General features: G+C 60.1%; 12 protein-coding genes. 3 read left to right on the top strand and 9 right to left on the bottom strand.

Annotation, left to right across the window (positions count from 1 at the left end):
* Nucleotides 1-17: 17 nt before the first annotated feature.
* The 3 genes from ftsP to parC all read right to left on the bottom strand — a co-directional run bounded on the left by ftsP (nucleotide 18) and on the right by parC (nucleotide 4,820).
* Nucleotides 18-1,433, bottom strand: coding sequence for a cell division protein FtsP (gene ftsP, locus ACSBQV_RS17040; RefSeq protein ID WP_033644615.1), 1,416 nt, complete (start codon nucleotides 1,431-1,433; stop codon nucleotides 18-20).
* A 132-nt stretch (nucleotides 1,434-1,565) separates the two neighbouring features.
* A complete protein-coding gene (locus tag ACSBQV_RS17035; RefSeq protein ID WP_004937266.1) occupies nucleotides 1,566-2,300 on the bottom strand; it encodes a 1-acylglycerol-3-phosphate O-acyltransferase in 735 nt (244 codons plus the stop codon).
* A gap of 246 nt (nucleotides 2,301-2,546) precedes the next feature.
* A complete protein-coding gene (parC, locus tag ACSBQV_RS17030; protein WP_004937261.1) occupies nucleotides 2,547-4,820 on the bottom strand; it encodes a DNA topoisomerase IV subunit A in 2,274 nt (757 codons plus the stop codon).
* A gap of 325 nt (nucleotides 4,821-5,145) precedes the next feature.
* Between parC and ACSBQV_RS17025 the strand changes: the two genes are divergently transcribed.
* Nucleotides 5,146-5,727: an NAD(P)H-dependent oxidoreductase gene (locus tag ACSBQV_RS17025; RefSeq protein WP_042785391.1), complete on the top strand. Its 582-nt coding sequence runs from the start codon at nucleotides 5,146-5,148 to the stop codon at nucleotides 5,725-5,727.
* Between the two features lie 33 nt (nucleotides 5,728-5,760).
* A complete protein-coding gene (locus ACSBQV_RS17020; protein WP_033644613.1) occupies nucleotides 5,761-6,069 on the top strand; it encodes a putative quinol monooxygenase in 309 nt (102 codons plus the stop codon).
* 8 nt (nucleotides 6,070-6,077) lie between these two features.
* Here the strand turns inward: ACSBQV_RS17020 and ACSBQV_RS17015 are convergent, their stop codons facing one another.
* The 6 genes from ACSBQV_RS17015 to nudF form a co-directional block, all read right to left on the bottom strand.
* The gene (locus ACSBQV_RS17015; RefSeq protein ID WP_060660232.1) at nucleotides 6,078-6,974 is read right to left on the bottom strand and encodes a LysR substrate-binding domain-containing protein; all 897 of its coding nucleotides are present in this window, start codon (nucleotides 6,972-6,974) and stop codon (nucleotides 6,078-6,080) included.
* A gap of 82 nt (nucleotides 6,975-7,056) precedes the next feature.
* Nucleotides 7,057-8,952 (bottom strand): DNA topoisomerase IV subunit B, encoded by a 1,896-nt coding sequence (gene parE / locus ACSBQV_RS17010; protein ID WP_025304305.1) that lies wholly within the window; start codon nucleotides 8,950-8,952, stop codon nucleotides 7,057-7,059.
* Between the two features lie 46 nt (nucleotides 8,953-8,998).
* A complete protein-coding gene (gene yqiA / locus ACSBQV_RS17005) occupies nucleotides 8,999-9,583 on the bottom strand; it encodes an esterase YqiA (RefSeq protein ID WP_004937252.1) in 585 nt (194 codons plus the stop codon).
* Nucleotides 9,583-10,410: a 3',5'-cyclic-AMP phosphodiesterase gene (cpdA, locus tag ACSBQV_RS17000; RefSeq protein WP_004937250.1), complete on the bottom strand. Its 828-nt coding sequence runs from the start codon at nucleotides 10,408-10,410 to the stop codon at nucleotides 9,583-9,585. Before cpdA ends, yqiA begins: the two co-directional genes overlap by 1 nt.
* Nucleotides 10,411-10,437: 27 nt before the next feature.
* Nucleotides 10,438-10,863, bottom strand: coding sequence for a DUF1249 family protein (locus ACSBQV_RS16995; protein ID WP_099783993.1), 426 nt, complete (start codon nucleotides 10,861-10,863; stop codon nucleotides 10,438-10,440).
* On the bottom strand, nucleotides 10,863-11,495 hold the full coding sequence (gene nudF, locus ACSBQV_RS16990; protein WP_004937242.1) for an ADP-ribose diphosphatase: 633 nt from the start codon (nucleotides 11,493-11,495) through the stop codon (nucleotides 10,863-10,865). Before nudF ends, ACSBQV_RS16995 begins: the two co-directional genes overlap by 1 nt.
* Nucleotides 11,496-11,842: 347 nt before the next feature.
* On the opposite strand from nudF, the gene hasF reads away from it, so the two are divergent.
* Entirely contained in the window at nucleotides 11,843-13,360 is a 1,518-nt protein-coding gene (hasF, locus tag ACSBQV_RS16985) for a multidrug efflux transporter outer membrane subunit HasF (RefSeq protein WP_033644608.1), read from the top strand.
* The last annotated feature ends 53 nt before the right edge of the window (nucleotides 13,361-13,413 follow it).

Here is a 13,413-nt window from a genome sequence, read left to right as displayed (position 1 = left end):
GCGGCCCGCAGAGCGGGTTACATCGTCGGCTGCACCATCAGCTGGCCGGCGGTGCCGCGATCGGCCATCTCCAGCGTCTGGCTGTAATACAGGAACGGGAAGTGTTCGGAGGTGGATTGGTTGAAATACACCAGCAGCTCGACGTCGCCATCGACCCAGACGGTATCCTTCCAGCCGCGATCTTCCGCCATCGGCTGCGCGCCGTTGACGCGTTTGATCAGGAACTGCACGCCCTGAATATGGAACGACTGCGGCGTATCCGCATGAATGTTCCAGCGTTCCCAGGTGCCTTGCTGCGCCTGTACGTCGATGCGGTTCATGTCCCAAATTGCGCCGTTGATGCCGACGCCGCCGTCGCCCAGGCGGAAATCGCGGGTGCGGCTGGCGCTGCCGTCCAACAGCTGATCCGCCAGCAGGCGCATCGGCAGGTTGTCGGTTACCAGCGGCAGCAGGCCGGTCGGGCGCAGCGTCAGCACCTGGGTGGACACCAGAATGCTCGACGGCTCGAACAGGCCGCGCAGGCGATCCATGATGCCCGCCGCTTCACCGGCGGTGATGGTCACCTCGTCGCCCTTCGACATGTCGATCAGCACTTCCCGGCGCTCGCCCGGCGCCAGCGACAGCTGCTGCACCGCAACCGGCGCAGGCAGGAAGCCCTGATCGCTGGCAATCACGTTGAACGGCCGCCCGTCGCTGAGCTGCAGGGTATAACGCCGCGCGTTGGAGGCGTTGAGCAAACGCAAACGCACCCAGCCGCGCGACACGTCGACATACGGGTTTTGCACGCCGTTGACCAACAGCGTATCGCCGACGAAGCCGCCCTGCGACGGTGCATCGTATTGCGGCGTGCCGAAGTTATCGAAGCGTTTGTCCTGAATGATCAGCGGGAAATCGTCGACGCCGTAGTGGTTGGGCAGCGGCAGCGCTTTGCTGACGGCATCCTCCACCAGCCACAATCCGGCCAGCCCGTTATACACATGCGGCGCCATGCGGTTTGGCGTATTGGCGTGGTACCAGCAGGTAGCCGCCGCCTGACGAATGGGCAGCACCGGCGACCAGTCGACGTTGGGCGACATCATGCGCGGCGCGCCGCCCATCAGCGTGCCCGGCACCTGCAGACCGCTGATGGTCATCGCTACCGGTTCCTGCAGGCGGTTGCTGTAGATCAGTTTGACGTCGTCGCCGCTGTAAACCCGCACCGTCGGCCCCAGGTACATGCCGTTGATGCCCCACACCGCCGCTTTGCGGTTATCCATAAACGCCCAGTGGGCGCGCTGCAAGGTCAGGAACAGCGGCTGACCGCGGCGAGACTCCAGCAGCGGGGGAATGGGTAATGGGGTCTGCGTTCCGCTCGCCTCAGCCCTCAGCGGCACGGCGCCCGCGCACAGCGCCAGGCCCGATGCCTGTAAAAACTGACGTCGACTGAGTGACATATTTTCTCCATGAAAAGCAATAACTAAACCGTGTGCAAAACCCAAACGCCCGCCAATCAAGATTAGCAGGCGCTCAGGCGTTAACGGCGCTGAACGCCAATTAAAATACTCTTCTTTGAAGCCGGTAGACTCTTATTTTTTGGCGGCGTTGCGCTGGGCGACTTCGGCGTCCAATTCGGCGATTTTCGCCTCCATCAGCTCGCGGCAATGGGCCGCCAGCTCGCGCACGTTTTCTTTGCCGTATTTGCTGGTATCCACCGGCGCCAACATCTCGACGATCACATGACCGTTATTCCAGCGATTAAGATTTATATTACCGCTGGTGGTGGATACGCAGATAGGCACAATCGGCACGCCGGCGGCGATGGCCGCGTGGAACGCGCCGGTTTTAAACGGCATCAGCCCACGGCCGCGGCTGCGGGTCCCTTCCGGGAACATCCAGATCGAAATGTCTTTCTTCTTGAACTGCTCCGCCACCTGGGCGATGGTGCCGTGCGCCTTGGCGCGATTATCACGATCTATCAGCAGATTACCGGTCAGCCAATACAGCGGGCCGAAAAACGGGATCCACACCAGACTTTTTTTACCGACCGTCACGGTGCGCGGCTGCACGATATTAGAGGCCGTCACCATGTCATAGTTATTTTGGTGGTTGGCGATATAGATGCAGTTGCCGTTGTTGGCCGCATCGGCCGGCACGCGGGTTTCAACCTTGATGCCGAACAGCGTCGACAGACGGCCGAAAAGATGGCCGAAGGTCGCCACATGGCGAGGATTACGCGGACTGAACAAGCAATAAACCGAACCGAAAATACACACCAGAATACAGAAAAGAGTGGCGAGAACGGCACGCAAAATCAATAACATAACAACCTCATTAGCACACTGCCAACGCAGTTTACTTCGCTGCGCAGATTCCTTTACTCATTATTTGCCGACCAGGCGGAAAGCACGCCTATGTCGCCTGCATTTCTCGCTATTTTCCCGCCAGGCGGCAGTACGCACAATAATTTTATGCGCAGAAATGTTAACTATTTGGAAAATAAACGCCAGCAAAAATAAATAAGGCGGCCACAGCATGCTGCGACCGCCCGTTAACGCTGGTGCCAACGCTTACTCTTCGCTGTCGCCACCCGACGCCCGCACCGGCGCATCCACTTCGACGCGATCGATGCGCTGCAGGCCGCGCGGCAGTTGGGTGCCCTTGCGGCCGCGTTCCGCACGGAACTTCTGCAGATCTTCCGGGCGCAGCGTCAGCTTGCGTTTGCCGACGTGCAGCGTGACGGACGCCTGCGGCGGCAGCACGAACAGCCAGGCCAGCTTGTCTTCACCGGCGGCGGCCTGCGCCGCCGGAATGGAGACGATCTTGTTGCCCTTGCCCTTCGACAGCTGCGGCAGATCGGCGACCGGGAACATCAGCATGCGCCCGGCGGCGGTGATCGACAGCAGCATATCGTCTGCGCCGTGGATCTCCATCGGCGGCAGCGCTCTGGCGTTGTCCGGCAGCGTGATCATCACCTTGCCGGCGCGGTTGCGCGCCACCAGATCGTTAAAGGTGCAGACGAAACCGTAACCGGCGTCAGACGCCATCAGCAGCTTCTGATCGTCGGCCGCCATCAGCACCTGCTCGATGGTGGCGCCCGGCGGCGGCGTCAGCTTGCCGGTCAGCGGCTCGCCCTGCCCGCGCGCCGAAGGCAGCGTCATCGGATCGAGCGCATAGCTGCGCCCGGTAGAGTCGATAAACACCACCGGCTGATTGCTCTTGCCGCGCGCCGCGCCGCGGAAGCTGTCGCCGGCCTTGTAGCTCAACCCGGTCGGATCGATGTCATGGCCCTTGGCGCTGCGCACCCAGCCCATTTCCGACAGCACGATGGTCACCGGCTCGGACGGCACGAAGTCGTGCTCGCTCATCGCCTTGGCTTCCGCGCGCTCGGTCAGCGGCGAACGGCGATCGTCGCCGTAGGTCTGCGCATCGGCCTGGATCTCTTTCTTAATCAGCGTATTCAGCTTGCGTTCGGACGCCAGCAGCGCCTGCAGCTGATCGCGCTCTTTCGCCAGTTCGTCCTGCTCGCCGCGGATCTTGACCTCTTCCAGCTTGGCCAGGTGACGCAATTTCAGCTCGAGGATCGCTTCCGCCTGAGTATCGGAGATGCCGAAACGCTGCATCAGCACCGGCTTCGGCTCATCCTCGCTGCGGATGATGTGGATCACCTCGTCGATGTTGAGGAACGCCACCAGCAAACCTTCGAGGATATGCAGGCGCTTGAGCACCTTCTCGAGGCGGTAGTTCAGGCGGCGACGCACCGTATCGCGACGGTAGGCCAGCCATTCGGTGAGGATCTCCACCAGCCCTTTCACCTGCGGGCGGTTGTCCAGACCGATCATGTTCATGTTGATGCGGTAGCTGCGCTCCAGATCGGTGGTGGCGAACAGGTGATTCATCACCTGCTCCAGATCGATGCGGTTGGAACGTGGCACGATCACCAGACGCGTCGGGTTCTCGTGATCGGATTCGTCGCGCAGGTCTTCGACCATCGGCAGCTTCTTGGCGCGCATCTGGCTGGCTATCTGCTCCAGCACCTTGGCGCCGGAAACCTGATGCGGCAAGGCGGTGATCACCGCGCTGCCATCCTCTTTCTTCCACACGGCGCGCATGCGCACCGAGCCGCGGCCGCTCTGGTAAATTTTGCGAATTTCATCGCGCGGGGTGATGATCTCGGCTTCGGTCGGGAAGTCCGGCCCCTGCACGAACTCGAGCAGGTCATCGAGCGAAGCGCCCGGCTTGTCGAGCAGCGCCACCGCGGCGGCGGCGACTTCGCGCACGTTGTGCGGCGGAATGTCGGTCGCCATGCCGACCGCGATGCCGGTGGTGCCGTTCAGCAGGATGTTCGGCAGGCGCGCCGGCAGCATCTTCGGCTCTTGCAGCGTGCCGTCAAAGTTCGGGATCCAGTCGACCGTGCCCTGGCCCAGCTCGGCCAGCAAGACCTCGGCGTATTTGGACAGGCGCGATTCGGTATAACGCATCGCCGCGAACGACTTGGGATCGTCCGGCGCACCCCAGTTCCCCTGGCCGTCCACCAGCGGATAGCGATACGAGAACGGCTGCGCCATCAGCACCATGGCTTCATAACACGCGCTGTCGCCGTGCGGGTGATATTTACCCAGCACGTCGCCCACGGTGCGGGCGGACTTCTTGAATTTGGCGCTGTTGGTCAGCCCCAGTTCAGACATGGCGTAGATGATGCGGCGTTGTACCGGCTTCAAACCGTCGCCAATGTACGGCAACGCCCGATCCATGATGACGTACATGGAATAGTTCAGATAGGCGTTTTCAGTGAATGTGTGCAGCGGTAAACGCTCTACACCGTCATGAGTCAGATCACTCATTACTCAATTATCCTCAGACCGTGGCTTGGCAATCCCTTGGACGACAAAAGGCATCGCTTGTCGATTCTGCCCGCGATAGTAACCCATCTGCAGGGTGGCTGTCACAGTTGGCGCAAGGATCGCCGGCGGCGGCCGGTTGCGCGCTGCGGTTTATGCAAAATTTCGCTGTCTGGTGGCTCGTTTATTGACTGGCAGTCAACACTGTTGTGCGCTGGATCGCATTTTTACTTGCCTGCCTAACGATTACACTCGTCGCCAGCGAGCTGGTTTCCGCCTTTTCGGCGGGAAGCATGCCATATCTTAACTCTGACGGGAGCCGCGAAAGATGAGCAATATCCTGATTATCAACGCTAAAAAACAATTCGGCCATTCTAACGGCGAACTCAACCAAACCCTGAGCGACGTGGCGGAAAGCTTCCTGCGCGATCTGCAGCACGATGTGCAGGTCACCGTGGTCGACGACGGTTATGACATCGAAGCAGAGGTAAAGAAATACCTGTGGGCCGACGCGGTCATCTACCAGATGCCGGGCTGGTGGATGGGCGAACCCTGGATCCTGAAAAAATACATCGATGAAGTGTTCACCGCCGGTCACGGCAGCCTGTATGCCAGCGACGGCCGCTCTCGTTCTGACGAAAGCAAAAAATATGGCTCCGGCGGCCTGATCCAGGGCAAAAAATACCTGCTGAGCCTGACCTGGAACGCCCCGCTGGAGGCCTTCACCGATCCCGATCAGTTCTTCCACGGCGTCGGCGTCGACGGCGTTTACCTGCACTTCCACAAGGCCAACCAGTTCCTGGGAATGGAAGCGCTGCCGACCTTTATCTGCAATGACGTGATAAAACAACCGGATATCGAAGCGGACATCGCACGTTATCGCGAGCATCTGGCGAAAATTTTTGCTTAACTGACGCAGAACATACTCATCAACGAGGTAAGCATGATCACCGTAATCGCAGAAATCAAAGTGAAACCCGGCCACCGCGCCACCGTACTGCAAGCCATTGAAAAGCTGGTGCCGCTGGTGCTGGCGGAAGAGGGTTGCGGCGAATATACGCCGATGGTCGACAGCAATACCCAGGCGCCGTGGCAGAAGCGGTCGCCGGATTCGGTGTTCATGCTGGAGAAATGGGAAAGCATGGCGCATCTGGAAAAACATCTGGCCATTGAGCACATGCTCAAACACCGCGACACCCTCAAAGACAGCGTGCTGGACACCGAGATCTACATCCTGGAAAACGCCCTGTAAGCTCCGCCTTATAACGTCTGCGCGTCGATGTGCGCGCTGACGTAGTCAAGAAAACAGGTGATGCGCGCCGCCAATTGCGTATTGCGGTAATACACCGCATTAATCGGCTGGCGCACGTCCAGCGTCTCCTGCTCCAGCAACGTCACCAACTTGCCCGCTTCCCGATCGCGTCGGGTCATAAAGTCTGCCAGCTGTACGATCCCCTCGCCCCGCAGCGCCAATTGCCGCAGCGTTTCACCGCTGGACGCCGAGATCGTCGGCGTGATGGTGAAATGCGGCGCCTGGCGATAGCGCAACGGCCACTGGTTCAGCGATTCCGGCTGGGTAAAACCGAGCAGACAATGCCGGTGCAACGCCTCCACGCTCTGCGGCGTGCCGTGCTTCTGCAGATAAGCCGGGCTGGCGAGGATGCGCAACCGGCTGGCGCCCAGCGCGCGCGCATGAATGGTCGAATCGCGCAACGCGCCGATGCGAATGGCGATATCCGTGCGTTTTTCCAGCAGATCGATGATCAGATTGTCGGTGTTCAGCTCGAGCGAAATTTGCGGATAACGTTCCCTGAACCCCGCCACCAGCGGCACGATGACGTGCTCCATAAAAGGCGCAGCCGCATTGATCCGCAGTCGCCCGGCCGGCATCTGCCGGCGCACCGCCATTTGTTCTTCGGCATTTTCCACCGAGTTGATGATCGTACGCGCATGGCTCAGGAAGCTTTGCCCCTCTTCGGTCAGCTCCAGGCGACGCGTAGTGCGGCGCATCAGGGTGGTATCGAGCTTATTCTCCAGGCGGCTGAGCGCGCGGCTGATGCCGGAAGTCGTCTGGCCGAGCCGATCGGCGGCGGCGGTGATGGAACCGCTGTCGACCACCGAAGTGAACGCCAGCAATTCTTCGAGCGTGATCTTCATGCATTCCGGCCCAGGTTATCGGGCGCCGCATGAACGCCCTGCGGGAAAGCCGGCCCGGCGTTTCACCGGGCCAGGGTCAGGCTCAGACCGCCAATTCGGCCATGTCGCCCTTGTCTTGCAGCCAGTTGCGGCGATCTTCCGAACGCTTCTTGGCCAACAGCATGTCCATCACCGCCAGCGTCTGATCGACATCATCTTCCGCGACCGTCAATTGCACCAGACGGCGGGTGTTCGGATCGAGGGTGGTTTCGCGCAGCTGCAGCGGGTTCATCTCGCCCAGCCCTTTAAAGCGCTGGACGTTCGGCTTGCCTTTCTTGCGCTTCAGCTGTTCCAGCACGCCGGCTTTCTCTTCTTCATCCAGCGCGTAGAACACCTCTTTACCAAGATCGATGCGGTACAGCGGCGGCATGGCCACATAAACGTGCCCGCCTTTCACCAGCGAACGGAAGTGGCGCACGAACAGCGCGCACAGCAGCGTAGCGATGTGCAGACCGTCGGAGTCCGCATCCGCCAGGATGCAGATTTTGCCGTAGCGCAACTGGCTGAGATCTTCGCTGTCCGGATCGATGCCGATCGCCACGGAAATGTCATGCACTTCCTGCGAGGCCAGCACTTCGTCCGAGGAGACTTCCCAGGTATTCAGGATCTTGCCCTTCAGCGGCATGATCGCCTGATATTCGCGATCGCGCGCCTGCTTGGCCGATCCGCCCGCCGAGTCCCCTTCCACCAGGAACAGTTCGGTCATGGCCAGATCCTGCGAGGTGCAGTCCGCCAGCTTGCCCGGCAGCGCCGGCCCGCTGGTCAGCTTCTTGCGCACCACTTTCTTGGCGGCGCGCAGACGGCGTTGGGCGCTGGAAATCGCCAGCTCGGCCAGCTGTTCCGCCGCCTGAACGTTCTGGTTCAGCCACAGGCTGAAAGCATCTTTCACCACGCCGGAAACGAAGGCCGCGCACTGACGCGAAGAGAGACGCTCTTTGGTCTGCCCGGCGAACTGCGGATCCTGCATCTTCACCGACAGCACGTAAGCGCAGCGATCCCAGATATCCTCCGCCGACAGCTTCACGCCGCGCGGCAGGATGTTGCGGAATTCGCAAAACTCGCGCATCGCGTCCAGCAGCCCCTGACGCAGGCCGTTGACATGGGTGCCGCCCTGCATGGTCGGGATCAGGTTGACGTAGCTTTCGGTCAGCAGCTCGCCGCCTTCCGGCAGCCACAGCAGCGCCCAGTCCACCGCTTCGGTATCACCGGCGAAATTGCCGACGAACGGCGCTTCCGGCAGGGTGATCAGGCCGTTAACCGCTTCCATCAGGTAGTCGGTCAGGCCGTCCTGGTAGCACCAGCGCTGCTCGGTGTTGTTCACCTTGTCGATGAAATAGATCTCAACGCCGGGGCACAGCACCGCTTTGGCTTTCAGCAGGTGAGTGAGGCGCGATACCGAGAAACGCGGGCTGTCGAAGAACTGTTCGTCCGGCCAGAAGTGCACGCTGGTGCCGGTGTTGCGTTTGCCGCAGGTGCCGGTCACCGTCAGGTCTTGCACTTTGTCGCCGTTTTCGAAGGCGATGCCGTAAACGTTGCCGTCGCGGCGCACGTTGACTTCCACCCGCTTCGACAGGGCGTTAACCACCGAGATCCCAACGCCGTGCAGGCCGCCGGAGAACTGGTAGTTTTTATTCGAGAATTTACCGCCGGCGTGCAGCCGGCACAGGATCAACTCAACCGCCGGCACGCCCTCTTCCGGGTGGATGTCCACCGGCATGCCGCGGCCGTCGTCGATCACTTCCAGCGACTGATCGGCGTGCAGGATCACGTCGATACGCTTGGCGTGTCCGGCCAACGCTTCGTCGACGCTGTTATCGATCACCTCTTGGCCGAGGTGGTTTGGGCGCGTCGTGTCGGTATACATGCCGGGACGACGGCGCACTGGTTCTAGACCGCTGAGTACTTCAATGGCATCAGCGTTATAGCTGGATTGAGTCATCGTTGATTATTTTTTCGTGGTTAAAGGGAGGTGCCGGAACGGTCCGTCAGACCGCGTTTAGCCCTAAAAAATCCACAATCTGGGGGAAGTAGTGCTCGAAACCGACGAAGGCGTGGTTTCCACCCGACTCCACCGTTTGCCGACACGCGGTGTAATACGCCACTGCCTGGCCGTAATCGAGAATTTCATCGCCCGTTTGCTGCAGCAGCCAGATTAAATCCGGCGACTCCAAAGGATCGATCTGCATCACTTTCAGATCGTAAACGTGACGAGACTCTAACACATATTGCTGGCCGGTGTAGGGGTTCTCGTTGGCGCCGAGATAGTCGACCAGCAGCTCAAACGGCTTGACCGCCGGGTTGACCACCACCGCCGGCAGCGAAAAACACTGCGACAGCCAGGTGGCGTAATAGCCGCCCAGCGAGGACCCCACCAATCCGAGCGTTTGTCCGGCGCGTTCCAGCACCAGATTTTCCAGCATTTCGGCGGCCTCCGCCGGAAAGGCCGGCAACTGCGGCACCAGCATCTCGATAGCGGGATGGTGTTCGGCCAGCCAGGCCTTGAAGGCCACCGCCTTGGCCGACTGCGGCGAGCTGTTGAAACCGTGCAGGTAGAGCAGTGTCGAAGGCATCAGTATCCATCCGAGTCCATATCGGGGCGGAAATCGTCGTTTTCCAGGCGGAACACCTGCGTCTCGACGCGGCCGTCCGGCAGCAGATCGAGGTAACGCCAGCCGGGGGAGACGTCGTCGATGGTAAAGTTAGTGCAGTGCGGCTTGAATTGCACGCAGGTGGACGGCGTCGCCAACAGACGCCGGCCCTGCCATTCCAGATCCAGATCCTGGTGAATATGACCGCACACCACGGTATTCACCTTCGGGTAGCGCAACAGGATCGCGCCCAGCATATGCGGGTTGCGCAGGCTGTGCTGATCGAGCCAGGTGCAGCCGGAAGGCAGCGGATGGTGGTGCAGCAGCAACAGCGTGTAACGCTCGGGGTGCGCCTGCAGGCAGCGCTCCATCCACTCGAGCTGGTATTCGCTCAGCTCGCCGTGCGGTACGCCGAACACCTGGCTGTCCAACATCAGCACCTGCCAGTTATCGCCCAGCAGCACCTGCTTGGAAGGGGCGATGCCGGCGGCGGCCAACGCGTCGACCATCGCCGGTTGGAAATCGTGGTTGCCCGGCAGCCACACGCACGGGGCCGGCAGTTGCGCGATGCCGGCGGCGAAGTGGCGGTACGCCTCCTGCGAATGATCCTGCGCCAAATCTCCCGTGGCGACGATCAAATCGACATCGCGGCGCTGCGCCTGAATGGCGTCCAGCACCGCGTGATAGCTGCGATAGGTATTGATGCCGAGCAACGTCTCGTGTTCGCCGGCAAAAAGGTGGGTATCTGTTATTTGTAGAATCCTGACCGCGGCCCCACTCGCCACGGGCAGTTTAAACAGGCTTTCCAAATGGTGTCCTTTGTTATTTCAGTCTGTCTAACAAACCGGAACCGCCATCGCTCCATGCGCCAAACAGTAGCGCAGCCAATCAGCAAGAAACTGGTTAATTTGATGCTTTTCGTCGCGTTGATGCAACTTTTTATTAGGATAATCATAACGCGCTTTAAAGCGGTAGATCTGCTGACTGGAACACACTTCCGCAACCATGGCGTCATGGTATAACCGCACCGTCATCGCGGGCAGGCTCCAGTAGCTGACCGCCGGAAAGATCTGCTCGATCTCCACCAGCGACGTGTAACGCGTGGACTCAACGATGGTCAAACGATAGCCGGCGCCGTTCACCTGATAAGTCACCGTTTCGCCCGCTTCGTCGTTGTGCGGCAGCAAGCGGCGCAATTGCGCGAAGTTGGTTTCGCACAATCTCATCATTTCGGGGAAATCAGGGGTATAGCGCTGTTTCATTAGTTGGCCCACTCTTTTCTCAACGATTCATGGTGCAACGCCAGCCATTGCAATGCAATCACTGATGCGGCGTTATCGATCGCGCCCTCTTCCACCCAGCGGTAAGCCTGCTCGCGGCTGACCACGTGGACGCGAATATCTTCATGTTCTTCCGCCAGGCCGTGGATGCCTTCGGCGGTGCCGGCGTCCACTTCACCGACCATGATCGACAAGCGTTCGCTGGTGCCACCCGGGCTGGCCAGATAGCTCAGCACCGGCTTGCAGCGCCCGACCACCACGCCGGCTTCTTCCTGCGCTTCGCGGCGGCACACGTCTTCGACGCTTTCGCCGGTTTCGATCATACCCGCCACCATTTCCAGCAGCCAGGGCGAATTACTGGTATCGACCGCGGCGATGCGCAGTTGTTCAATCAGCACCACTTCGTCGCGCACCGGGTCGTAGGGCAGCAGCACCGCCGCATGGCCGCGCTCGAAAATTTCACGCGTGATTTCAGGACTCATTTCGCCATTGAACAAGCGATGGCGAAACCGGTATAAATTGAGTGAAAAAAAACCACGGTACAGCGTCTCGCGTGCAATAATTTCTACATCTTTTTTATCGAAAGTGACGGGCGATGGCTGCGAACGGTTCATGCGCGAATTCTCCTGCGTGAGTATGCCGATAAAATAATCGGTTTTGATGACAGAAACAGCGCGACTCTCTGCCGCGGCTTTATGTTAGGCTGTTTTTCGCCGCCGGATGCGGCACGTTTGTGCGCTCGTAGGTAATAGCGAGAAACAATCCGGATTGTCAGCCATAATATCAGCTGCAGTCGACCCGGGCAGTACGCCAAGGTAAATGGGCGGTCTGAAAGGTAAAAGTTACGTGAGATGGCACATTCAGCCACCTGATGCGTACCGCAGACTCTGCTAGAATCGGCAACTATTTCGTCTATCGTCAGCGCTAACATAGCAATATTGCTGCACAACAAGGAATGCAAATGAAGAAACTGCTCCCCCTTCTTATCGGACTGAGCCTGGGCGGCTTCAGTGCAATGAGCCAGGCAGAGAACCTGCTGCAGGTCTACAAACAGGCCAGGGAAAGTAACCCGGATCTGCGCAAAAGTGCAGCTGACCGCGACGCCGCATTCGAAAAGATCAATGAAGCGCGCAGCCCGCTGCTGCCGCAGCTCGGTTTAACCGCAGGTTACGATTACACCAACGGTTATCGTGACAGCAATGGCGTTAACAGCAACGTCACCAGCGGTTCGCTGGCATTGACGCAGACCCTCTTCGACATGTCGAAATGGCGCCAACTGACGCTGCAGGAAAAGAGCGCCGGCATCTCTGACGTCACCTTCCAGACCGCAGAGCAGTCGCTGATTCTCAACACCGCCACCGCCTACTTCAACGTGCTGAAGGCGATCGACACGCTGTCGTACACCCAGGCGCAGAAAGACGCGGTGTACCGCACGCTGGATCAAACCACTCAGCGCTTCAACGTGGGCCTGGTGGCGATCACCGACGTACAGAACGCCCGCTCGAACTATGACACCGTGCTGGCGGCGGAAGTCTCCGCCCGCAACGATCTGGACAACGCGCTGGAAACGCTGCGTCAGGTCACCGGCAGCTTCTACCCTGAGCTGGCCTCGCTGAACACCGATCGCTTCAGCACCCAGCGCCCGGAAGCGGTTAACAACCTGCTGAAAGAAGCGGAAGCGCGCAACCTGAGCCTGCTGTCCGCCCGCCTGAGCCAGGATCTGGCGCGCGAACAGATCCGCGCAGCCCAAACCGGCTATATGCCGACGATTGACGTCAGCGCGTCAACCGGCATCAGCAATACCAAATACAACGGCTCAAACACCGGCGGCGCGAATGCCGCACGCTACAGCGACTCCGATGCGGGCCAAAATAAAGTGGGCATCAGCTTCAACCTGCCGCTGTACAGCGGCGGCGCGACCAACTCGCAGGTTAAACAAGCGCAGTACGGCTTCGTCGGCGCCAGCGAGCAGCTGGAAAGCGCTCACCGCAGCGTGGTGCAGACCGTGCGTTCATCGTTCAACAACGTTAACGCTTCGATCAGCAGCATCAACGCCTACAAACAGGCGGTGATCTCCGCGCAGAGCTCCCTGGACGCGATGGAAGCCGGTTATCAGGTCGGTACCCGCACCATCGTCGATGTGCTGGACGCCACCACCACGCTGTATAACGCCAAACGTCAGCTGTCCGACGCGCGTTATACCTATTTGATCAACCAGCTGAACATCAAGTCGGCGCTCGGCACGCTGAACCAGAACGATCTGCTGCTGCTGAACGGCGCGTTGGGCAAGCCGGTATCGACCGCGCCTGACGCCGTCGCACCGCAAAACCGCGCGCAGGACGCCTATGCGGACGGTTATCAGGACAATGCGCCGATGCAACAGACTGCGGCGCCGGCACCGGCGGCCACTCGCGCATCCGCGCCGGCCGTTACCACCAGCCAACCGGCTCGCCACAGCGGCAACCCATTCCGCAACTGATGTCCGCACGCTGACAAACACGGGGTCCGGCCTACGCCGCGCCCCGTTTTTTT

Origin of the sequence: Serratia sp. B501, from assembly GCF_051172315.1 — a bacterium.
GTDB lineage: Bacteria > Pseudomonadota > Gammaproteobacteria > Enterobacterales > Enterobacteriaceae > Serratia > Serratia ureilytica.
The sequence above is the reverse complement of the archived record's forward strand: the minus strand, read 5'-3'. Positions and strand labels throughout refer to the sequence as shown.

Excerpts from the sequence above, each read along its gene's own strand:
- ACSBQV_RS17025 (WP_042785391.1), top strand. The coding sequence starts at position 5,146 with ATGAGCAATATCCTGATTATCAACGCTAAAAAACAATTCGGCCATTCT.
- ACSBQV_RS17020 (WP_033644613.1), top strand. The coding sequence starts at position 5,761 with ATGATCACCGTAATCGCAGAAATCAAAGTGAAACCCGGCCACCGCGCC.
- ftsP (WP_033644615.1), bottom strand. The coding sequence starts at position 1,433 with ATGTCACTCAGTCGACGTCAGTTTTTACAGGCATCGGGCCTGGCGCTG.
- ACSBQV_RS16995 (WP_099783993.1), bottom strand. The coding sequence starts at position 10,863 with ATGAAACAGCGCTATACCCCTGATTTCCCCGAAATGATGAGATTGTGC.
- yqiA (WP_004937252.1), bottom strand. The coding sequence starts at position 9,583 with ATGCCTTCGACACTGCTCTACCTGCACGGTTTCAACAGCTCGCCGCAG.
- ACSBQV_RS17015 (WP_060660232.1), bottom strand. The coding sequence starts at position 6,974 with ATGAAGATCACGCTCGAAGAATTGCTGGCGTTCACTTCGGTGGTCGAC.
- parC (WP_004937261.1), bottom strand. The coding sequence starts at position 4,820 with ATGAGTGATCTGACTCATGACGGTGTAGAGCGTTTACCGCTGCACACA.
- nudF (WP_004937242.1), bottom strand. The coding sequence starts at position 11,495 with ATGAACCGTTCGCAGCCATCGCCCGTCACTTTCGATAAAAAAGATGTA.
- ACSBQV_RS17035 (WP_004937266.1), bottom strand. The coding sequence starts at position 2,300 with ATGTTATTGATTTTGCGTGCCGTTCTCGCCACTCTTTTCTGTATTCTG.
- hasF (WP_033644608.1), top strand. The coding sequence starts at position 11,843 with ATGAAGAAACTGCTCCCCCTTCTTATCGGACTGAGCCTGGGCGGCTTC.
- parE (WP_025304305.1), bottom strand. The coding sequence starts at position 8,952 with ATGACTCAATCCAGCTATAACGCTGATGCCATTGAAGTACTCAGCGGT.